Origin of the sequence: Stenotrophomonas sp. GD04024, assembly GCF_029837545.1 — a bacterium.
Classification (GTDB): Bacteria; Pseudomonadota; Gammaproteobacteria; order Xanthomonadales; family Xanthomonadaceae; genus Stenotrophomonas; species Stenotrophomonas forensis.
The window spans coordinates 1-21,360 of record NZ_JAOEDV010000059.1 but is presented as its reverse complement, the minus strand read 5'-3'; the positions used below and the strand labels follow the sequence as shown (position 1 = coordinate 21,360).

General features: G+C 67.7%; 19 protein-coding genes. 12 read left to right on the top strand and 7 right to left on the bottom strand.

The features are described 5' to 3' along the window. Positions 1-22 precede the first annotated feature (22 nt). The 4 genes from phbB to N7590_RS16350 all read left to right on the top strand — a co-directional run bounded on the left by phbB (position 23) and on the right by N7590_RS16350 (position 4,557). Positions 23-763, top strand: a complete 741-nt coding sequence (gene phbB, locus N7590_RS16365; RefSeq protein ID WP_053509577.1) for an acetoacetyl-CoA reductase — start codon at positions 23-25, stop codon at positions 761-763. A 207-nt stretch (positions 764-970) separates the two neighbouring features. Next, a complete protein-coding gene (locus N7590_RS16360) occupies positions 971-1,591 on the top strand; it encodes a hypothetical protein (protein WP_230078921.1) in 621 nt (206 codons plus the stop codon). Next, positions 1,566-2,108, top strand: coding sequence for a hypothetical protein (locus N7590_RS16355; RefSeq protein WP_164241432.1), 543 nt, complete (start codon positions 1,566-1,568; stop codon positions 2,106-2,108). The genes N7590_RS16360 and N7590_RS16355 overlap by 26 nt, the downstream gene beginning before the upstream one ends. Before the next feature lie 148 nt (positions 2,109-2,256). Continuing rightward, positions 2,257-4,557, top strand: coding sequence for a TonB-dependent receptor (locus N7590_RS16350; protein WP_164241433.1), 2,301 nt, complete (start codon positions 2,257-2,259; stop codon positions 4,555-4,557). Positions 4,558-4,998: 441 nt separating this feature from the next. Here N7590_RS16350 and N7590_RS16345 read toward each other — a convergent pair whose 3' ends face one another. Both N7590_RS16345 and rsgA read right to left on the bottom strand, forming a co-directional pair. Next, on the bottom strand, positions 4,999-6,252 hold the full coding sequence (locus N7590_RS16345) for a flavohemoglobin expression-modulating QEGLA motif protein (protein WP_053509584.1): 1,254 nt from the start codon (positions 6,250-6,252) through the stop codon (positions 4,999-5,001). Positions 6,253-6,502: 250 nt separating this feature from the next. Then, entirely contained in the window at positions 6,503-7,603 is a 1,101-nt protein-coding gene (gene rsgA / locus N7590_RS16340; protein WP_239544273.1) for a ribosome small subunit-dependent GTPase A, read from the bottom strand. A gap of 122 nt (positions 7,604-7,725) precedes the next feature. On the opposite strand from rsgA, the gene N7590_RS16335 reads away from it, so the two are divergent. From N7590_RS16335 to grxD, 3 genes are all read left to right on the top strand, one after another. Then, positions 7,726-9,000: a pyridoxal phosphate-dependent aminotransferase gene (locus N7590_RS16335; RefSeq protein WP_053450757.1), complete on the top strand. Its 1,275-nt coding sequence runs from the start codon at positions 7,726-7,728 to the stop codon at positions 8,998-9,000. A 3-nt stretch (positions 9,001-9,003) separates the two neighbouring features. Continuing rightward, a complete protein-coding gene (locus N7590_RS16330) occupies positions 9,004-9,621 on the top strand; it encodes an SGNH/GDSL hydrolase family protein (protein ID WP_053509586.1) in 618 nt (205 codons plus the stop codon). A gap of 171 nt (positions 9,622-9,792) precedes the next feature. Continuing rightward, complete coding sequence (gene grxD / locus N7590_RS16325) at positions 9,793-10,719, top strand: Grx4 family monothiol glutaredoxin (protein ID WP_053509588.1); 927 nt, start codon at positions 9,793-9,795, stop codon at positions 10,717-10,719. 72 nt (positions 10,720-10,791) lie between these two features. On the opposite strand, the gene N7590_RS16320 is transcribed toward grxD, so the two are convergent. Next, entirely contained in the window at positions 10,792-11,331 is a 540-nt protein-coding gene (locus N7590_RS16320) for a DUF924 family protein (RefSeq protein WP_053509590.1), read from the bottom strand. A gap of 43 nt (positions 11,332-11,374) precedes the next feature. After that, positions 11,375-12,151 (bottom strand): AMP nucleosidase, encoded by a 777-nt coding sequence (locus tag N7590_RS16315; RefSeq protein WP_005414446.1) that lies wholly within the window; start codon positions 12,149-12,151, stop codon positions 11,375-11,377. A 159-nt stretch (positions 12,152-12,310) separates the two neighbouring features. Between N7590_RS16315 and N7590_RS16310 the strand changes: the two genes are divergently transcribed. The 5 genes from N7590_RS16310 (at position 12,311) to N7590_RS16290 (ending at position 17,109) form a co-directional block, all read left to right on the top strand. Continuing rightward, positions 12,311-13,720 carry an amidohydrolase gene (locus tag N7590_RS16310; RefSeq protein ID WP_164241434.1) on the top strand — a complete coding sequence of 470 codons (1,410 nt, stop codon included), beginning with the start codon at positions 12,311-12,313 and terminating at the stop codon, positions 13,718-13,720. Continuing rightward, positions 13,720-15,003, top strand: coding sequence for an amidohydrolase family protein (locus tag N7590_RS16305; RefSeq protein WP_080374963.1), 1,284 nt, complete (start codon positions 13,720-13,722; stop codon positions 15,001-15,003). Before N7590_RS16310 ends, N7590_RS16305 begins: the two co-directional genes overlap by 1 nt. Positions 15,004-15,023: 20 nt before the next feature. Then, positions 15,024-15,656: a 2-hydroxychromene-2-carboxylate isomerase gene (locus N7590_RS16300; RefSeq protein WP_053450760.1), complete on the top strand. Its 633-nt coding sequence runs from the start codon at positions 15,024-15,026 to the stop codon at positions 15,654-15,656. Between the two features lie 95 nt (positions 15,657-15,751). Continuing rightward, positions 15,752-16,693 (top strand): DegV family protein, encoded by a 942-nt coding sequence (locus tag N7590_RS16295; RefSeq protein WP_053450761.1) that lies wholly within the window; start codon positions 15,752-15,754, stop codon positions 16,691-16,693. Positions 16,694-16,770: 77 nt separating this feature from the next. Further along, complete coding sequence (locus tag N7590_RS16290; RefSeq protein ID WP_006469105.1) at positions 16,771-17,109, top strand: hypothetical protein; 339 nt, start codon at positions 16,771-16,773, stop codon at positions 17,107-17,109. Between the two features lie 112 nt (positions 17,110-17,221). On the opposite strand, the gene N7590_RS16285 is transcribed toward N7590_RS16290, so the two are convergent. The 3 genes from N7590_RS16285 to N7590_RS16275 are packed head-to-tail and all read right to left on the bottom strand — an operon-like array spanning position 17,222 to position 21,251. Beyond that, positions 17,222-18,634 (bottom strand): efflux transporter outer membrane subunit, encoded by a 1,413-nt coding sequence (locus N7590_RS16285; RefSeq protein WP_164241435.1) that lies wholly within the window; start codon positions 18,632-18,634, stop codon positions 17,222-17,224. Then, positions 18,631-19,713, bottom strand: coding sequence for an HlyD family secretion protein (locus tag N7590_RS16280; protein WP_164241436.1), 1,083 nt, complete (start codon positions 19,711-19,713; stop codon positions 18,631-18,633). Before N7590_RS16280 ends, N7590_RS16285 begins: the two co-directional genes overlap by 4 nt. Before the next feature lie 23 nt (positions 19,714-19,736). Then, on the bottom strand, positions 19,737-21,251 hold the full coding sequence (locus N7590_RS16275; protein ID WP_164241437.1) for an MFS transporter: 1,515 nt from the start codon (positions 21,249-21,251) through the stop codon (positions 19,737-19,739). Between the last annotated feature and the right edge of the window lie 109 nt (positions 21,252-21,360).

The window sequence follows — 21,360 nt, the reverse complement described above, 5'->3', positions numbered from 1 at the left end:
TCTTACCAAGGAGCCTTCTGCAATGACGCTTCGAATCGCTTACGTCACCAGCGGCATGGGCAGTGTCGGTACTGCCATCTGCCAGAGCCTGGCCCGCAGCGGCCACACCGTGGTCGCCGGTTGCGCGCCGAATTCGCCGCGCAAGGCCAACTGGCTGCGCGAACAGCGCGAACAGGGTTTCGATTTCATCGCCTCTGAAGGCAACGCTACCGACTGGGCCTCGACCAGCGCGGCGTTCGCCAAGGTGCGCGCCGAAGTCGGTGAAGTGGACGTGCTGGTCAACAACTCCGGCGGCAGCCGCGACCTGCTGTTCCGGCAGATGACGGTGGAAGACTGGAACGCGGTGATCGCCTCCAACCTCAATTCACTGTTCAACCTGACCAAGCAGGTGGTCGACGGCATGGCCACGCGTGGCTGGGGCCGCATCATCAACATCGGCTCGGTGAGTGCGCACAAGGGCCAGATCGGGCAGGTGAACTACGCAACGGCGAAGGCGGCGATGCATGGCTTCAGCCGTGCACTGGCCGCCGAAGTGGCCTCGCGCGGGGTCACCGTCAATACGCTGTCGCCGGGCTACATCGCCAGCCAGGCGATCAGCAGCTTCCCACCGGATGTACTGGACCGGCTGGCCGCATCGGTGCCGGTGCGCCGCCTTGGCCGCCCCGAGGAAGTGGCGGGCCTGGTGGCCTGGCTGGCCTCGGACGAGGCTTCGTACGTGACCGGCGCGGATTACCCGGTCAATGGCGGCCTGTACATGGGTTGAGCCCGCTTCCACGCACCGCGTGGACTGCCTCCCCCACGGAGTGCGCGGGGCCGGTGAACCTTCGCGTGCGAGGGGGATCCGGCCCCATTTTGCCTCTGCAATTCTGAGACGCACTGCCCGATACATCGGCAGAACCGATGCTATACCTGCCAACGCTCACTGAGCCTGATGGACCAACGGCTGGAATCGCGGATCAAGGAGGTTGGCATGCGTGCATTGCTGATTGCGCTTCTTGTGGTCGCCACTACGCTGCTGACGACACAGGCCCGGGCGGAGCCCCCGCCGATGCGGGTGATCACGGGTCTGGGCTGCCCCGACTGGCTGATACCAGGTGCCCCCACTCTCGATGCACAGATCACCGGGCATCCGGAGTGGACCTTTTCCTGGGCGCCCGCGTCCTATACCAATCGCGATCCCATCCGGATCTACATCCAGTCCTTCGACTGCGATTCCTCCGACATTGCCGGCTATTATTTCCGGATCGCAGCCATTGCCCATGAAGTCGGGCACGCACTGTACTTCGACGGCATCGCCTTGAGTACCCGAAGTGCGTTCATCCAGCACTTCTGCACCATGGAGGGGAAAGCGGTACTCAACAACCTCACCGCGCGCAGCGAGCTTCTGGTAACCAGCCTGGGGTACTACGACATCGGTGTGGCGGCGTCCAACGGCCCCAGCCTCATCGCACGGGCCGATGCTGGCGGTGAAGAACTGGACCGGCAGGTGGGAAAGCTGTTCTGCGACAACAACGTAACTTCAACCACCGGCGAGAACTACAACGACTTCTACGGCAGGATCTACGATGAAGCGATCGCAGCCCGTCCCTGAACTTCTTCTGCTCCTGAGCCTGTTGATTGCCGGTTCTGCGACAGCAGCCACGCCCGCCGCCAGTGCAGAGGAGGCGGACGCAACATGGCGGCTCGTGGAGCGCTGGTCCTCGCAGCTGGCGCGCTCTGACCTTGTCGTGCAGCTATCACCACTGGCTCCGGCCAACTCGCGTTCGGAAGCAAGAATCGGCCGGGGCGACAGCGCAACCATCGATCTGGCGCCATTCGTGGTCGCCGGGAGGATCAAGGGGCCTTCTGGCCAGATCCATACCGATGCCTCCGGGCGAATCATCAAAGGCGTGACGCTCTCGCTGAGCGGCGCCTGCATCTCGCGAAAGCAGATGGGTCGCCGCTTCCCCAACTTCAGTGTTCTATCCGTTCCATCAGGACATAGCCTGGACGAGTCGACGGTGTTCGGCACCGTGATGAGCGGAATCCAGATCGGATTCTCATTCTCCGAACATGACCGTGACTGCATGACCCAGCTCAGGTTCAGCTGGCCCGGCGAGCGCTTCTGATCCCGCCTTATCGAAGGTAGTGCTGGACACGCATCACGCGCGTGCACCGTTCGTTGGTTTTTCGTAAAGAAGGTTTCATGTTCCGTTCGCATAGTGGCCATGCACCGCGCATGCATGCCGGTGACCACCCCCAATGCAACGGACCACCATGCAGACCCGACACCTGACGATCGCCGTGGCGATCGCGCTTTCCGCCGCCAGCGCCCATGCCGCCACCGTGGCCGATGCCGGCGCCAATGCCAGCACCGATGCCGCACTGAGCGCGCAGACGCTGGATACCGTCTCCGTGATCGGCCAGGGCGAGACCCGCCAGGTGCAGCGCATCACCGCGGTCGACAAGCAGGTGCTGCCGCCGGGTACCAGCGGCCAGAAGATCCTCGACCGCCTGCCCGGCGTGTCGGTGCAGTCCAACGATGCCTTCGGTGCCAACGAAGAATCGCAGACGATCAGCCTGCGTGGCTTCGACAAGAGCCGCCTCGGCTACACGCTGGACGGCATCCCGCTGGGCGACAACAGCTACGGCAACTACAACGGCCTGAGCATCGCCCGCGCGATCATCGCCGAGAACCTGGCCGGCGCCGAACTGTCGCAGGGCATCGGTTCGCTGGGCGTAGCCTCGACCAGCAACCTGGGTGGCACCATCCAGTACTTCTCGATGGATCCGTCCACCGAGTTCGGCGGCCGCGCCAGCGTCACCGTGGGTGACAACAACCAGCGCCGTGGTTACCTGCGCGTGGATACCGGCGACATCAACGGCTTCTCGGCCTACGTGTCCGGCGTGCACCAGGACCAGGACATGTGGGCCGCGCCGCACCAGAACCAGACCACGCGCCAGTTCAACGCCAAGGCGGTGTGGAATGTCGGCGACCACCGCTTCGGTGCGTTCGTGGCGACCTCGCGTGCCAGCCAGGCCAACTACGCCTACCTGTCCAAGGACATGCTGGCCCGCGGCCTGGGCTATGACTGGAACATCTACGCGCCGGACTGGGATCGCGCCGTGGCCGCCGCGTATTGCGCGCCCGGTACCTTCAATGCTTCGAAGTGCAAATTCAGCGGCAATGTCCGCAGCATCGACGACGCCTACTATCAGAGCCGTGCGCTGCGTGACGACAACCTGTACTCGGTGGATGCCGACCTGCGCCTGGGCGAGCAGGGCCGCCTGAAGCTGCTGGCCTACCATCATGACAACCGTGGCCAGGGCCACTGGTGGGCGCCGGGCCAGCCGTCCTACCCGGGTACCGACAAGATGCTGCCGATCTCGATCCGCAGCACCAACTACACCATCAACCGCGATGGCCTCACCGCCGCGCTGTCGTGGACGGTGGGCATCCACGAGCTGGAAGCCGGCCTGTGGTTCGAGCAGAACGACCATAACGTCTCGCGCAACTTCTACTACATCAGCGGCCCGTTCCTGGACGACCTGTACCTGAAGAACCCGGACCGCCTGCTGTTCAACCAGGACTTCGACATCCGCACGCGCCAGTTCTACGTGCAGGACCGCATGCGCTTCCTGGACCAGCGCCTGACCGTGGACGTCGGCATCAAGAGCCCGAACACCCGCATGCGCGCCACCGCCAACCCGGGCGTGGAGACCAGCATCGCCTCGGGCACGCTGACCGCGAAGGAATCGGTGCTGCCGCAGGTCGGCCTGGGCTTCAAGCTCAACGCCAACAACGAGCTGTTCGCTTCGTACGCCGAGAACATTGCTGCCTTCGTCGGCGGCGGCAGCGGCGGCCCGCTGCAGGTCTCGCCGGAATCGTTCGCGGCCAGCGCCGGGCTGGAGCCGGAAAAGTCCAGGAGCCTGGAAGCCGGCTTCCGTACCTTCGGCGAGAAGTACCAGGCGTCCATCGCCGCCTACAACGTGAAGTTCGACAACCGCCTGCTGTCGCTGAACCCGTGCTCGAGCATCGAGGTGGGTACGCGTCCGGAGTGCGTGACGCGCTTCATCAACGTCGGTTCGGTGAAGAGCCATGGCGCGGAGCTGACCTTCATCCTCAAGCCGATCGACGGCCTGCAGTGGTACAACGCGCTGTCCTGGAACAAGACCACCTACGAGGATGACTACACCTCGGGCGGTGCGATCGTGCCAGTGGCCGGCAAGATCACCGTGGACACGCCGCAGCGCATGGCCTCCAGTGAAATCAGCTGGAACCGTGATGGCTTCTTCGCCAGCCTGCGCGCGAAGTACACCGGCAAGCGCTACTACACCTACACCAACGACCAATCGGTGCCGGGCGTGACCACCTTCGACGCCGGTGCAGGCTACGACTTCGGCCCGGGCCTGGGCCTGCGCAACGTGCGGGTGTCGTTGAACGCGACCAACCTGACCAACAAGCGCTATGCCGGCCAGCTGAGCTCGTTCGCACCGACCGATCCGAACGGCACGCGTTATGCGATCCATGCAAGCGCGCCGCGTCAGGTGTTCATGACGGTGGCGGCGGAGTTCTAAGTCAGAAGCGGGCGCTGCGGCGCATCGAGTGTTCCTGCATGGCGCGGGCAGGCAGGCCCATGCAGGACACGCCGTAAACCCATCCCTGGGGGCTCGATGGCGCCATCCATGGCGCCAACGGTCCTGCATGGGCCTGCCTACCCGCGCTGGACGATTCCCTGCGCCGGCGCGAAGGCAATGAAAAGCAAGAGCAAAAAGCAAAGAGCCGGGCATTGCCCGGCTCTTTGCTTTTCAAGCGCAATCCCTTCGGCGCGGTGATGTGCTGCCGCCCGCGCGGGAAACTGTCTGGCGGCGGTGGGGCACCCTGACCAGGACGGTGAGGCGCATGGATGCGCCGATCGAGCCCCCATGGATGGGTTTACGGCGTGTCCTGGCCAGGGTGCCCCAGCGCCGCCCAGCGATATCAATCGAGGCGCCAGCGCATCAACCCGTCAACGCCTTTCATTCCGGCGCCAGCTGGTCCATCCGTATCCGGTTGGCGAACAACGAGAACGCCAGCATGCCGGCCAGCCCGTTCGCCCGGCTCACCCAGTGCGGCAGCCAGCGCGGTGGCTTCAGCACCCCACTCTCGAACAGCGGCGCGAACGCGATCGCATCGGTCAGGCTCATCTTGCCGGCGAACAACCAGCGGCAGACCTGCAGCCGGTCTTCGGCCAGCATATGGCGGAAGAAGGTGTGCACCGACACCAGGCCACGCAGGTACACCGTGTCCTTGGTGAAGGCCAGGCCACCGCTGGGCGGTACGCCGCGGAACACGCGTTGCGCCGAGGCGAAGCTTTCTTCGGTGTTCTGCCCGGCATCGCAGAAATAGCGGAACACCTCGATGAAATCGGCGCCTTCGCGCGCCATCGCAATCGCTTCGGTACGCAGGCTGATGCGTTTCAGGCGCTCGATGTCGATGCTGCCGGTGATCTGTTCGGCGAACGTCGCCAACCCTTCCTGGGTCGCGGTCACCCGCGGCGACGACAGCGCCAGGCTCGGCAGCACCGGCTGTTCGCGGCCGTTCAATGCGGTCAGCGAATGCACCAGTGCTTCATGGTGGAACAGCTGCGCGCGGTCGTAGGCGCTGAAACGCGCACTGGTGCGCAGGCGGATGCGGGTCGGGCCGGCAGCCGCCTTGGAGACCAGCTCCGGATCCAGCTGCACCTGGATGATGCGCGATTCGAAGAAGGCATCGAGGTCGTTCTGCAGCTGCAGTTGCAGGGCAATGGCCGACACCGGCACCTGCTCTTCCGGCGCCAGCAGTTCGTGGTCCAGTTCGGCGGCAATCTGGATGAAGTGCCGCGCCGCTTCGCGCGTGCTCGGGCCATTGCCCGGAAGCGGCTGCTCGGGCGCGCCGAACAGCTGCACCGAACAGGTATCGACGGCGGCGGTGCCCAGCCCCTCCAGCAGCTGCGCGGCCAGGTCCCAGCTCTGCGCCGACTGCCGCACGTAGTGGCCGAGTGGATGGTTGTCATCGCAGTCGGCCGCGATGGCGGCCAGCGCACGGCGCTCCTCGCTGAAATCCAACCGCGGATAGTCCACCTTCGGCAGCACCGGCTGGCCGCGCGCCACGCTGTCCAGGAAAGGTGCCTGCACCGTCGCCGGCCAGCTGGTCAGGCCCAGCAGGCGGATGCCACCCACGGCCTCGACCAGGCGCGCATCGAGCGCTGCATGGTGGGCCACGTCACGGTCCAGCGTCGCGGTCGGTTCCATGCGCGGACTATAGCGCTCTGCCCTTGCTTTGGGACGGGCGGAGGATCGGGTCGCTGCCAACCTTGATTGGCATCCGCCGCAGGCGGCTTCGGACACATCCGTGCCAACCAAGGTTGGCACCTGCCAAGGGCTGGCAACGGCGGGCTTCGGACACATTCGTGCCAACCAAGGTTGGCACCTACCATGAGCAGGCAAAGGCGGGCTTCGGATCCATTCGTGCCAACCAAGGTTGGCACCTACCAGAAGCGGCTCAACGCCGGCGTGGCTTGCCGGCCGGGCGGAACTGCTGGCCCTTGCCCTTCCTGCCGCCGCGCTCCTGCGCGGTCTCGGCCTGGCGCACCGCCAGCTTGGCGGCCGCGGCGGCCACTTCTTCCTTCAGCTTGAAGTAGTTCAGCAGCCGGCTCTCTTCGATCTCACCGGCGTCGATCGCTGCGCGCACGGCGCAGCCCGGCTCCTGCTGATGCTTGCAATCGTTGAAGCGGCACTGTGCGGCAAGTGCTTCGATATCGGCGAAGCCGCCCTCGGACAGCGTTTCTTCGCCGGTCGGTTTCAACTCGCGCATGCCGGGGGTGTCGATCAGGCAGGCACCGGTCGGCAGCGGCATCAGCGCGCGATGGGTGGTGGTGTGGCGGCCACGCGAGTCGTTGGCGCGCACCGCATTGGTCTTCATCCGCTGCTCGCCAAGCAGGGTGTTGGTCAACGTGGACTTGCCGGCACCGGAAGAACCGACCAGCACCACCGTGCAGCCCGGGCCCAGCCAGGGCTGCAGCACCGCCACGCTGTCGGCATCCAGGCCGTTGATCGCATGCAGCGCGATGCCCTGCATCTCCAGTTCTTCCAGCACCGCCAGTGCGTCTTCGCTGTACTCGGTCTGGTCGGCCTTGGTCAGCACCACCACCGGTTCGGCACCACCGCCGCCAACCAGCAGCAGGTAGCGTTCGATACGGCGCGGATTGAAGTCGGCGTCCAGGCCGCAAACGATGAACACCGTATCGATGTTGGCCGCGATCACCTGCTGGTGGTAATGCTCGCCGGCCGCACCGCGCTTGATCGCGGTCCGGCGCGGCAGCAGGGCGACGATGCGGATGCCATCAAGCAGCACCCAGTCGCCCACCGCCGGCCGCTCATGGCTGGGGAAACGCGGGCGTTGCCATTCCGGCAGCGACTCGGCCTTGATCGATGCATCCGGGCCGTCGGCCACCACGTAATGGGTGCGGTGCTGTTCGATCACCCGCGCCGGGCGGGCCTGCGGATGGGCAGCCATCGCGGCCTGCCAGTCGGCCTGCTGCGCCGGGCCTGGCCAGGGCCAGCCGATGGTCTGCAGGGCGGTGAAATCGGGGGTCTGGGTCATCGCCGCCATTCTAACCGGCCCGATGCCCTGCCAGCCCAGCAACGGCAGGCCCGCGCCCTTGCCATGCATTGCAGCAATTCCGGTAGGATGGAAACCCCATGCCTTTTGACGGCCCAGCCCCCATGTCCACCCCCTCGCCCAAGCCCCTGGCCATCCGCGAGCGCCTTTCCGAAGTGCGCTACGAAATCCGCGGAGAACTGGCGCGGCGAGCCCGGGAGCTGGAAGCGCAGGGCCGCAAGCTGATCAAGCTCAACATCGGCAACCCCGGTGCCTTCGGCTTCCGTGCGCCCGAGCACCTGCAGCGCGCGATCGCCGACGACATGGGCCGCACCGACCCGTACACCCACCAGCAGGGCCTGCCGGTCGCACGCGAAGCCATCGCTGGCTATTACGCCCGCCGTGGCGCGCCCGATGCGCACCCGGACCGCGTCTTCCTCGGCAATGGCGTCAGCGAACTGATCGACCTCTCGCTGCGCGCCCTGCTCAACCCGGGCGACGAAGTGCTGGTGCCCTCGCCCGACTACCCGCTGTGGTCGGCCTCGACCATCCTCAACGATGGCCGCCCGGTGTACTACCGCTGCGCGCCGGAGAACGGCTTCCAGCCGGACCCGAGCGAGATCGAGACGCTGGTCTCTTCGCGCACCCGCGCCATCGTGCTGATCAATCCGAACAATCCCAGCGGCGCCAGCTATCCGCGCGAACTGCTGGAACGCGTGGTGGAGATCGCACGCCGCCACAACCTGCTGCTGCTGGTCGATGAGATCTACGACCAGATCCTGTACGACGACGCGGTGTTCCAGCCGGTCGCTCCGCTGGCCGGCGATCATCCGTGCCTGACCTTCAGCGGCCTGAGCAAGGTGCACCGCGCCTGCGGCTGGCGCGTGGGCTGGGCCCACCTCAGCGGCGACGATGCCCGGCTCGGCGACTTCCGCGCAGCGCTGGACCTGCTGGGCGCGCTGCGCCTGTGCGCCAACGTGCCCGGCCAGTACGCCATCGAGGCCGCCGTGAACGGCCCGGACACCATTTCCGAACTGTGTACGCCCGGTGGCCGCCTGTATGAGACCCGGCGCGCGGTGATCGAGGCCTGCGAAGCCAGCGAGCACCTGTCGCTGGTCGCGCCGGCCGGTGCGCTGTATGCGTTCCCGGCCGTGGTCGGCGCCGCCGCCAAAGGCTTCGACGACCACAACTTCGCGCTGGACCTGATGAACAACGAAGGCGTGCTGGTGGTGCCGGGTTCCAGCTTCAACGTGCCCTACCGCCACCACTTCCGCGTGACCCTGATGCCGGAAGCCTCGGTGATGCGCGATGTGTTCGCCCGCATCGACCGCGTGCTGGCCCGACGTGCCGAGGACGCGACCAAGGTCGTGCCGCTGAAGCCGCGCCGTTCGGTGGCCTGAGCGGTGGCGCTGTCCTATCTGGCGCTGGGCGATTCGTACACCATCGGCGAAGCGGTTGCGGTTGAAGGCCGTTGGCCGCACCAGCTGGCCGCCGCGCTGCGTGCGCAGGGCGTGGACCTGGCCGATCCGCAGACCATCGCCACCACCGGCTGGACCACCGATGAACTGGACGCCGGTATCGACCTGGCCGCGCCACAGGGCCCGTTCGACTTCGTCAGCCTGCTGATCGGTGTCAACAACCAGTACCGCGGGCGCCCGCTGGACGAGTACCGTGCCCAGTTCGCGGCCCTGCTGCAGCGCGCGATCGGCTTTGCCGCCGGTCGCCCCGAGCGGGTGCTGGTGCTGTCCTTCCCGGATTGGGGCGCGACCCCGTTCGGCGCTGGCAGCGGCCGTGACCTGGCCGCGATCGAGATCGAGACCGACGAGTTCAACGCGGCCGCCGAGGTGATCAGCGCCCAGCACAACGTGGCCTTCGTCGATATCACCGACATCAGCCGCGCCCAGGGCGAGGACCCGGCGATGATCGCCGAGGATGGCCTGCATCCCTCGGCGCGGATGTACGCGCTGTGGAGCGAACGGGCGCTGCCGGTGGCCGCGCACCTGCTCGGCCGCGCCGACTGACATCCCCCAGCGGGGCGGCCCGGGCCAGGATCAGGGCCAGCTGCGACAGCCTGGACCTGGCGGCCCCGGCCGCGCGTGGGGCGATGCGACGCAATGTTCCTGCCCTGCTCATCCCCCGCGATGCCGCCGGGGGTAGAATTGATCATTCGAATTCCCGGAACCCCGACGTCCATGTCCCTCGATCCCGCCCTGCGTTCGCGCATCGAATCCATCCTCAACGACAACCGCGTCGTGCTGTTCATGAAGGGCCAGCCGTCGATGCCGCAGTGCGGTTTCTCGGCCAAGGCCGTGGGCGCCCTGCAGGACCTCGGCGTCGAGTTCGCCCACGTCAACGTGCTGGCCGACCAGGAAATCCGTGAAGGCATCAAGGCCTATGGCGACTGGCCGACCATCCCGCAGCTGTACATCGACGGCGAACTGGTCGGCGGCAGCGACATCGTGCTGCAGATGGCCGCCAGCGGCGAGCTGAGCAGCGTGCTGGGCCTGGCCGCGCCGGACCGCACCCCGCCGAGCATCACCGTGACCCCGGCTGCCGTGGAAATGCTGAAGGGCGCGCTGGCCGACGCCCCGGGCGCCGCGCTGCAGCTGACCATCGACGCCGGCTTCCAGCCGAACTTCCAGCTGGCCCCGCACGACGAAGGCGCGATCGCCGCCGAGTCCAACGGCCTGCGCGTGCAGTTCGACCTGGCCAGCGCCCGTCGCGCCAACGGCATCACCATCGACTGGGTGGACGACATCCGCGGCAAGGGCCTGGCCATCGACAACCCGAACGCGCCCAAGCCGGTGCAGGAAATCAGCGTTCGCGATGCCGACGACCTGGTGCGCGCCGGCAACATCACCCTGGTGGACGTGCGCCCGGCCGACGAACGCGCCATCGCCGCCGTCGGCGTGCCGTTCAAGAGCTTCGACGGCAACGGCCGCGCCACGCTGGAAGCCCTGCCGAAGGACACCGCGCTGGCGTTCATGTGCCACCACGGTGGCCGCAGCGCGCAGGCCGCCGAGCAGTTCCGTGCGCTGGGCTTCACCAAGGTGTTCAACGTCACCGGCGGCATCAACGCCTGGTCGGAAGACGTGGACAACGGTGTGCCGAAGTACTGATCGGCAGCGGTTGAAACCTACGAAAAACGCCGGCGAACGCCGGCGTTTTTTGCATCCACGCATGGCGTGGATCTACCCCGCAAACCCGCCTTCGGCCAGGTAGTCCAGCTCTTCCGGCGCCGGAATGCGGCCCAGTACCGCGTTGCGATGCGGGAAGCGGCCGAAACGGCGGATGATGTCGCGGTGCAGTTCGGCGTACTGCAGGTATTCCTTGTCACCCAGCACGTCGAACATCGCCACCGAACGGTCCTGGTCCAGTGGATCCTCGGAGTGCTCGAACGGCAGGTAGATGAAGGCGCGCAGCTTCGGCACCAGCTGCAGGTCCAGGCCTTCCTCGATCGCGCGCATCGCGTAGTGCCGGGCCAGGCCATCGGTGGCGTAGGAATGGGCGGTACCGCGGAAGCAGTTGCGCGGGAACTGGTCCAGCAGCAGCATCAGCGCCAGCGCGCCCTCGGCGCTGCCCAGCCAATGCTCGCGCGCGCGCGACGCCGCGGCGAAATGCTCATCCAGGAACAACCGGCGGAACTGCGCGTCGAACGCATCGTCGCGGGCGAACCACTTTTCCGGGCCCGCCTCCTTCCAGAATTCCACCACTTGCGCGGCAACGTCCATCACCTACTCCCCAGGGCCGGCGCGCCGCGCCAGGCCATCATCATCATTCGTCGAAGCGCAGGTGGCGGACCGACTTGCCGTTGCGCCGGATAAGCTTAAGCGCCTCGATGCCGATCTGGATATGGTTTTCCACGAACTGGGAGCTGACCTTGGCATCGGAGGCCTCGGTCTTGACCCCGTCGGGGATCATCGGCTGGTCCGACACCAGCAGCAGCGCGCCGCTGGGGATGTGGTTGGCGAAGCCGGCGGCGAACACCGTGGCCGTTTCCATGTCGATGGCCATGCAGCGCATCGCCCGCAGCCGCTCCTTGAAGGCCTCGTCGTGTTCCCAGACCCGGCGGTTGGTGGTGTAGACGGTGCCGGTCCAGTAGTCGTGGCCGAGGTCGCGGATCATGGTCGAGACCGCACGCTGCAGCGCGAACGCTGGCAGCGCCGGCACTTCCGGCGGCAGGTAGTCGCCCGAGGTGCCCTCGCCGCGGATCGCGGCGATCGGCAGCACCAGGTCGCCCAGCTGGTTCTTGCGCTTGAGCCCGCCGCACTTGCCCAGGAACAGCACCGCCTTGGGCATCACCGCCGACAGCAAGTCCATGATGATCGCGGCATTGGGGCTGCCCATGCCGAAGTTGATCATGGTGATGCCGTCGATGGTGGCACTGGCCATCGGCCGGTCCAGGCCGATGACGGGCGCGCCGGTCAGCTCGGAAAAGGTATGCAGGTAGCCGCCGAAGTTGGTCAGCAGGATGTGCTGGCCGAACTGGTCCAGGGGCACGCCGGTATAGCGCGGCAGCCAGTTGTCGACGATTTCCTGCTTGCTCTTCATGGGCCGGGGTCCGGGACGGCGGGGGACCGGCTATTTTCGGCCAGACCGGCGGTGCCGTCGAGCCGCCAGCGGCCTGCCTGTGAAGAAGGTCACTTGGCAAGCCCACCACGCCCCGGCTAGCGTCGGCGATTGGACCAAGCCGCAAGCAAGGGGAACTGCATGGCATCGACGTTGTTGCGCGCCGGGGTGGCACTGGCGCTGCTTTCATTGAGTACGGCACCGGCGGTGGGCGCCTCGCGCTTCGTCGCCGATCCCTATCCCAGCACCTACCAGGCGCATCCCGATGCGCCGGTGCTGATCCAGAACGCCACCGTGCTGACCGGCACCGGCCAGCGCCTGGACAACGCCGACGTGCTGCTGCGCGAGGGCCGCATCGTAGCGGTCGGCCAGCAGCTGCAGGCCGACGCCGGCGTCACCCGCATCGATGCCCAGGGCAAGTGGGTCACGCCGGGACTGATCGACGTGCACTCGCACCTGGGCGTGTATCCCAGCCCGGGCGTCGGCGCGCACAGTGACGGCAACGAGATGACCGCGCCGGTCACCGCCAACGTCTGGGCCGAACACTCGGTGTGGCCGCAGGACCCGGGCTTCGCCACGGCACTGGCCGGCGGCGTGACCAGCATGCAGGTGCTGCCCGGTTCGGCCAACCTGGTCGGTGGCCGCGGCGTAACCCTGAAGAACGTACCGGCGGTGACCTACCAGGCGATGAAGTTCCCCGGTGCGCCGTGGGGCCTGAAAATGGCCTGCGGCGAGAACCCCAAGCGGGTCTACGGCGAAGGCAAGGGCGTGGCCCCGGCCACGCGCATGGGCAACGTGGCCGGCTATCGCGCAGCCTTCATCGATGCCGCCGACTACATCGCCAAGAACAAGCCCAAGCCGGTCAAGCGCAAGGGCTGGTTCGGCAGCGATAAGGGCGACAGTGCCGGGGATGCCGGCGGCAAGCGCGACCTCAAGCTGGACACGCTGGCCGGCGCCATCCAGGGCGACATCCGCGTGCACATCCACTGCTACCGCGCCGACGAAATGGCCACCATGCTCGACCTGGCCAAGGAATTCGGCTTCAAGGTGGCCGCGTTCCACCACGGCGTGGAGGCCTACAAGCTGGCCGACCGGCTGGCCGCCGATGGCGTCTGCGGCGCGCTGTGGGCCGACTGGTGGGGCTTCAAGATGGAGGCCTTCGACGGTATTCCGGAGAACATCGCGCTGGTCGACCGGCCGAAGAACAGCTGTGCCATCGTCCATTCCGATTCACCCGAAGGCATCCAGCGCCTCAACCAGGAAGCCGCCAAGGTGATGGCCTCGGCGCGACGTGCACGCATGCCGGAGATCACACCCGAGCACGCCATCACCTGGATGACCGCCAACGCCGCCAAGGCGCTGGGCATCGAGGGCCAGACCGGCACCCTGGAGGCCGGCAAGATGGCCGATGTGGTGGTGTGGAACGGCAATCCCTTCAGTTCCTACGCGCTGGCCGAGCAGGTCTTCATCGACGGCCGCCGCCTGTACGACCGCAGTGCGCCGGCGGCGACGCCGCGTTCCGATTTCCAGCTTGGCCAGGAGGTGCGCTGATGAGGGTGCTCAAGCAGTGGCTGCACTCTGCCGCGAAGGGCAGCCGGGCCTGGCTCGGCGCTACCGCCATGGTGCTGGCGTGCATCTCCGCATCCGCACAGGCGCAGGACCTGCTGGTGCGCAATGCCACGGTGCACACCGCCAGCGCACGCGGCAGCCTGCAGAACGCCGACGTGCTGGTGCAGGGCGGCATCATCCGTGCGGTGGGCAACGGCCTGTCCGCGCCCGCTGGCGCAACCGTGGTCGAGGCCAGTGGCCGCCCGTTGACCCCTGCACTGTTCGGCGGCATCACCGAGACCGGCATCGAAGAAGTACTGGTCGAGAGGAGCACCGTCGACAGCGCACTGAAGATCGGCGAGCAACCGTTGCGGCCCGAGTTCGACGTGACCCTGGCCTACAACCCGGCCTCGGTGCTGATTCCGGTGACCCGGCTGGAAGGGATCGGCTTCACCGCACTGGGGGCAACCCCCGGCGGTGGCTTCGTGGCCGGCCAGGGCGGCGTGATGCGGCTCGATGGCAGCATCGATCCGATCGGCCCGCGCGCCCTGTTCCTGCGCATCGGCGCAGCCGCCTCGGAATTGACCGGCCAGTCGCGCGCCGCGCAGTGGATGCTGCTGCAGCAGATGATCGACGAGGCGCGTGGCCAGGTGGCCGCAGACTCGCCGCATGCGTTGCTGACCCCGGCCGGCCGCCGCACGTTGAGCCGCTACCTGGCCGGCCAGGGCCGCATCGTGGTGGAAGTGGACCGTGCCGCCGACATCCGCCAGCTGCTGCGCTGGGCCGCCCGCGAGAAGGTGAAGATCGCCATCGCCGGGGCCAGCGAAGCGTGGCAGGTGGCGCCGGAACTGGCCGCTGCCCACGTGCCGGTGTTCGTTGATGTGCTGGCCAACCTGCCGGCCAGCTTCGACCAGATCGGGGCCACGCTGGAGAATGCGGCACGCCTGCAGCGCGCGGGCGTGGCGGTCTCCTTCGTGCAGCGCGGCGACGCCACCCACAACGCCCGCAAGATGCGCCAGCTGGCCGGCAATGCGGTCGCCCATGGCCTGCCCTGGGCCGACGGCCTGGCCGGCCTGACCCGAGTACCGGCACAGGCGTTCGGCGTGGCCGACCAGATCGGCAGCATCGAGCCCGGCAAGCGCGCCGACCTGGTGCTGTGGGAAGGCGACCCGCTGGACGTGGCGCACTATGCCGAACAGGTCTGGCTGGGCGGCCGCGCGATGCCGATGCGCTCGCGCCAGACCGAACTGCGCGACCGCTACCTGCAGCGCAACGCGCAGCCCTGACCGTACACGAGGAAATTCCAATGGCCACGCTGCGCTGGTACTTCGACTTCGTCTCGCCGTATTCCTACCTGCACTGGCAGAAGCTGAAGCAGCTGCCGCAGTTCGCGCAGATCCAGCCGGTGCCGATTGCCTTCGGTGCGGTGCTGCATCACCTGGGCAACCTCGGTCCGGCCGAGATTCCCGCCAAGCGTCGTTTCATCTACCGCCAGCTGCTGTGGACCGCGCAGGCCGAGGGTACGCCCCTGCGATTCCCGCCGGGCCATCCGTTCAACCCGTTGTCGGCGCTGCGCCTGTGCCTGGCCGCCGGCGCCAGCGCACAGGCGGTGGATGTGTTGTTCGACTGGATCTGGCGCGACGGCAACGCCGCCGACAGTGCCGATGCGCTGCGCGAGCCGGCCGCGCGGCTGGGCATCGAGGATGCCGACCGTGCCATCGCCGAGCCGGCGGTCAAGGAGCAGCTGCGGCGCAATACCGAGGCCGCGATTGCCGCGGGCGTGTTCGGGGTCCCCACCCTGGCCATCGACGACGAGCTGTTCTGGGGCAACGACGCGCACCCGTTGATGGCCGCCGTGCTGGCCGACCCAGGCCTGCTGCTGCAGCCCGAATGGCAGCGCCTGGCCAGCCTGCCGGTAGCGGTGCAGCGCAACCGCTGAACAGGGCGTGGCGCGTTTCCCTCGCGCGCCACGCCCGGTTTTGAGATAGATTTCACGTTTCCGAACCTACAACCGCCCTGGAGGGGGAGCCGCGGATGCGCATCGGAATCGTCGTCGACTCGGCCTGCGACCTGCCGCAGGACTTCATTGCCGCGCACAACATCGTGCTGCTGCCGATCACCGTACGGATCGGCGAAGCCGTGCTGGCCGATCATCGCGATGAGCAGGCCACGCTGAGCTTCCTGCACGCGCACGTGGCCGAGCATGGTGCGGAGGCGGAAACCATCCCGTTCAGCGTCAACCAGATCCGTGACCTGTTCCTGCAGCAGCTGGTGATCGATTACGACCACGTGTTCTGCATGACCATCACCAAGACCCGTAGCCCGATCCACGACAACGCGCTGCAGGCCAGCTTCGCCATCCTCAACGACTACAAGCCGGTACGGCAGGCGGCGGGCTACAACTCACCCTTCGCGCTGCGCGTGCTCGACACCCAGAACCTGTTCGCCGCGCAGGCGGTGACCGCGGTGGAAGCGGTGCGCCTGCGCGACAGCAACGCCAGCGTGCAGCAGATCCGCGAGCGGCTGGAGGAACTGGCCGGCAACGTGCACGGCTACATGGTCACCCGCGACCTGTACTACATGCGCGCACGTGCGCGGCACAAGGGCGACCGCAGCGTCGGCCTGCTCAGCGCCGCGCTGGGCAGCGCGCTGGACATCAAGCCGGTGCTGCACGGCTACCGCGGCGAGACCGGGCCGGTGGCCAAGATCAAGGGCTTCGACAACGCGGTGCAGAAGCTGTTCGCGGTGGTCGGCCAGCGCGTGCGAGCCGGCCTGATGACGCCAACGGTGTGTGTCAGCTACGGCGGTGAGCTGGACGAGCTGCGCACCCTGCCCGGCTATGCACCGCTGAAAGAGGTCTGCGCCAGCCACGGCGTGACCGTGTACGAATCGGTGATGAGCCTGACCGGCATGGTCAACGTCGGCAAGGGCGCGGTCACCGTGGGCTTTGCCGATGGGCCGCATCGGTTCGAATGAGCGCTGGCCACGGCCGGAATCTGCACATCGATTCCACCGCGACTGTGCCAGCCTTGCCGCACTTCAAGGAGAACTCCATGCCTGCGCAGTACCACATCAGCCTGCCCGACCCGTCCAAGGCCCGCGGCAACGACCCTGACCTGTCCTTCCATTCGCAGGGCGCCGCCGGTTTCGCCGAAGAGCTGCAGGACGCACTGCGCAGCGGCACGCTGTTCGAGCGCTGGAAGGCCAAGCAGCCCGATCCGGATGCGGTGGAACCGCAGTGGGGCGTCACCGACCCGGACGCCACCGTGACCGGTGAGCAGAAGGACCTGCGCATCAACCTGGTGGCCACCACCCGCATCGACAGTGACGTGTTCAAGCAGCGCCTGCGCCTGCTGGCCGGTCATCACTGGGAACTGCGCGACGTGCGTTGAGGCCTGCCCCGGGTAGATGCCAACCTTGGTTGGCAACTACCCGGTCACACGGTAGTGCCGGCCGCTGGCCGGCAACTGCAGAATCCATGAAGATGCCGGCCAGCGGCCGGCACTACCAGCCGCCGCCCAGCGCGCGGTACAGCTCCACCCGTGCTATCGCCGCGGTGGCCTGGCTGTTGGCCAGCGCAGCCTGGTTGTCCAGCGCGATGCGCTGGGTGGTCAGCACGTCCAGCATGTCGACCACGCCGGCCTGGTACTGCCGGCGCGCCGCACCCAGTGCGGTCTCGCTTTCGTCCACCGCCACATGCAGCTGCACGGTACGCTGCTGCTCGGCTGCATAGCCATCAATGGCATCATCCACTTCATGCCAGGCCTGCAGCACGGTGCGACGGAACTGCAGCGCCGATTGCTGCTGCTGCAGCCGGCTCAATGCGAGGTTGGCCTTCAACCGCCCGCCCTGGAAGATCGGCAGGCTGATCGACGGCCCGATGCTGAACCGGTGCGCGTTCCAGCCGTCCAGGTCATCCAGCTGCCTGGCCTGGAAACCGGCATCGCCATTCAAGGTGATGCGCGGCAGGAAGCTGGCCTGAGCCACGCCGATGCCCGCCGTCGCCGCATGCAATGCCGCTTCGGCACGGCGGATGTCCGGGCGACGTTCGGCCAGTTCGCTGGGCACGCCCACCGCCACCGTCGGCAACGCCGGCCAGTCACGGCGCGCGTCCTGCAGCCGTGCGTCCAGCGCCTGTGGCGGTTGTGCCAGCAGGAATGCCAGCGCATTGCGCAGCTGCGATTCGCGATGCTGCAGCGGTGCGATGCGCGCCTGCAGCGAGGCCACCTGCGCCGCTGCGCTGGACACCTGCAGCGTGCTGGCCACGCCCTGGCGCTGGCGCGCTTCGGTCAGGCGCTTGATATCGTGGGCGATGCTCAGATTGTCCTCGGTGATCGCCCGCAGCTGCCGCGTCGCGCGCAGCTGCAGATAGTCACGCGCGGTTTCCGCCAGCAGCGCGATGCGCACCGCGTGTGCATCCTCTTCGGCCATCTGCACACGGGCATCGGCGGCTTCCACCTGGCGGCGCACACGGCCCCATAGGTCCAGTTCCCAGCTCAGGCCGATGCCGGCCTGGAACAGCCCGTAGTCCTCGCGCCCGCCGTTGCCGGACGGGTCGCTCAAGCCCACTTCGCTGTTGCGTGCGCGCACGCCGCCGGCACTGGCGCTGACGCTGGGCAGACGGTCGGCCGCGGTGGCACCGCGCGCGGCGCGACTCTGCTGCACGCGGTTGGCCGCCAGCTGCAGATCCAGGTTGGCCGCCAGCACCTGGCTGGCCAGCTGGCCCAGCAGCGGATCGTCGAAGCCGGCCCACCAGGCCGCGTCCTGGTCGATGGCGTTGCCGGCGACGGCCTCACCCTGCCAGTGGCTGGGCAGCGCTGCCTGCGGGCGTACGAAGTCCGGGCCCATCGTGCAGGCGGCCAGGGCCGTGCACAGGGTGGCCGCAACGAAGGTTCGGAACACGCTGCCTGCGCTCATGCGCCCTCCCCGTCCGTGCGGTCCTGCACGCGCTGCGCGCTCTGCACGCGCACGCGGCTGTCCAGGTCAACGCGGGCTTCCACCGACATGCCGGCGCGCAGCTGCTCCAGCAGTGGCTGGCCCGGCTCCAGCACGATCTTCACCGGAATGCGCTGCACCACCTTGGTGAAGTTGCCGGTGGCGTTTTCCGGCGCGATGGCGGCAAAGGTGACGCCAGTCGCCGGTGCGATGCTGTCGATGTGGCCACGCAGCGACTTGCCCGGGAACACGTCCACCTTCAGCTCCACCTGCTGGCCGGCCTGCATGCGGGTCATCTGCGTTTCCTGGAAGTTGGCGACCACGAATGCGCGCTTCAACGGCACCACGGCGGCCACCGGCGTTCCCGGGGTCAGGTAGGCGCCGGCGCGTACCGCACGGCGACCGACCATGCCGTCGATCGGCGCGCGCAGCACGGTGTGCGACAGATCCAGTTCGGCGCGCGCCTGCGCGGCTTCGGCGCGTTGTACCGCGGCCTGCGCGGCCTGCACACCGGCGGTCAGGATGTCGATGCGCTGGCGTGCGGTCGACAACGCGGCCTGGCCCTGCTGCAGGTGCGCACTGGCCACGGCCTGCTTCGATTGCGCCTGCTGCGCGTTCTGCACGGTGCCGGCGCCGTCGCGGGCCAGTTCGCGGTAGCGCTGCTGGTCGGCGCTGGCCAGGGTCAGTTCGGAGCGGCTGACATCGACACTGGCCCTGGCCTGTTCGATCAGCGAGCCCTGCTGGGCCAGTGCGGCCTGTGCATTGGCCAGCTGTGCACGCGCGTTGGCCAGGTCGGCACGCGCTGCCTGCAGGGCCACCTGGTAGTCGCGGTCGTCGATGCGCGCCAGCACGTCGCCGGCCTTCACGGGTTGGTTGTCGTCCACCTCGACGCTGCTGACGAAGCCGGCCACCTTCGGTGCGACCACGGTGAAATCCGCATTGACGTAGGCGTTGTCGGTGCGCTGGTAGCGCCCGTCGCGCAGCAGCAGCCAGCTGACGATCGCCAGGGCCAGCACGCCCAGCACAAGGCCGGTGTTGAGGGTTGTCTTGTTGAGGCTCATGGGGGAGTCCTTACGGGTGAGGGTCAGGCCACGGCACGTGGCGGATGGACACGGGTGGCCCACGGCAGCAGCGGCAGGCAGCCCAGGGCCACCAGCGCGACCAGCCAGTACAGGTCCGCCGAGGTGAGCGCCTGCACCTGGGCGTGCAGGCGTGCGGGCAGATCGGCGCTGGCGGGCAGCCACGGCTGGTTGCCCAGGTGGTCGACCAGCGCGGTGGAATGGAGGTGGCGCCGTGACTGTCCGACCGCATCAAGCACGCCACCGGCAAACACCGCCGAAAAGCCTTTGACGGTGTTGAACCAGGCCGAGGCATAGGGACCGTCCTGCGGCGCCAGCCCGGTGGTCGCCAGCAGCAGCAACGGCAGCACCGCCATCGGCTGTGCCACCACCTGCAGCAGTTGCACCCACAGGAAGGTGTCGCGGTTCCACTGCACATCCAGGTGTGCGCCCAGGAAGCACGCCGCCGCCAGCAGCAGCAGCCCGGCCGCCTGCACCCAGCGGCAGTCCACCGCACGCTGGTTCATCAGCGCAGCCACCAGCGGCAACGCAATGGCCTGCGGCAGCGCCACCCACAACAACATCGGCGCGGTCTGCAGCGGGCGGTAGCCCTGCACACTGGCGAGAAAGCCGGAGGGGATGGAGATGACCGCCAGCAGCACGAACAGCACGCCCACGCAGGTGACCAGCGAATAGCTGAGATTGCGATGGGCCAGCAGTTGCAGCTTGAAGAACGGCAGCGGGTGGAACCACTCGTTGATGAAGAACAACACCAGCAGGCCGGTGCCGCCGCCAAGCAGCACCGTGATCAGCGGCGAATCGAACCAGTTCAGGCGCGCGCCCTGGGTCAGGCCCAGCACCAGCATCACCAGTGCCGGCAACCCCAGGGCCAGGCCCACGCCGTTGAACTGGGCAAAGCGCTCCAGGCGCATCGGGTCCTGCGGCAGGCCCCAGCCGACCATCACCATGCCGGCCACGCAGAACGGCACGATCTGCCAGAACGCGAACTGCCAACCGGCGTGCTCGACCCACAGTGCGGCCAGCGGCGTGCCCATGCTCGGCCCGAACGTTGCGGTGAGCGCGTAGCCCGCCAGGCCATACAGCTTGATGCCCGGCGGCAGGAAGCGCAGCGCCACGCTCATCAGCAGCGGCGGCAACGCACCGCCGGCCAGGCCCTGCAATGCGCGCAGCAGCAGGAAGGTCGGCAGGTTCGGCGCCAGCGGGCACAGCACCCCCAGCACCATGAAGGCGGCGATCATCACCAGGCCGAAGCGGCGCAGCGAGAAGGTGGCCGCGCACCAGGGCGCGAAGGCCATCGCGCTGACCGACATGGCACTGTAGATGCCGGTGATCCAGTTGCCGTCATCGGCACTGAACCCCATCCCACCGCGGATGTCGGCCAGCGCGACCTTGGTGACGTTCTCGTTGAAGCCCGACAGCAGCACCACCAGCAGCACGCCGCACAATCCGACCACGATGCGGCGATCGAACGCGGGGGCAGGCGGGGCGGCCGGGGCCTGTGGCACGGTGATCGCGCTCATGGGCGCGGGCCGATCCGTGCGGCGCACGGCAGGTGAAGCGACATGGCGTGCGCTCCGTGAATGTGGGGAGCGCAGTCTAGGCAGGCCCACTGCTGCGAAAAATGGCGTG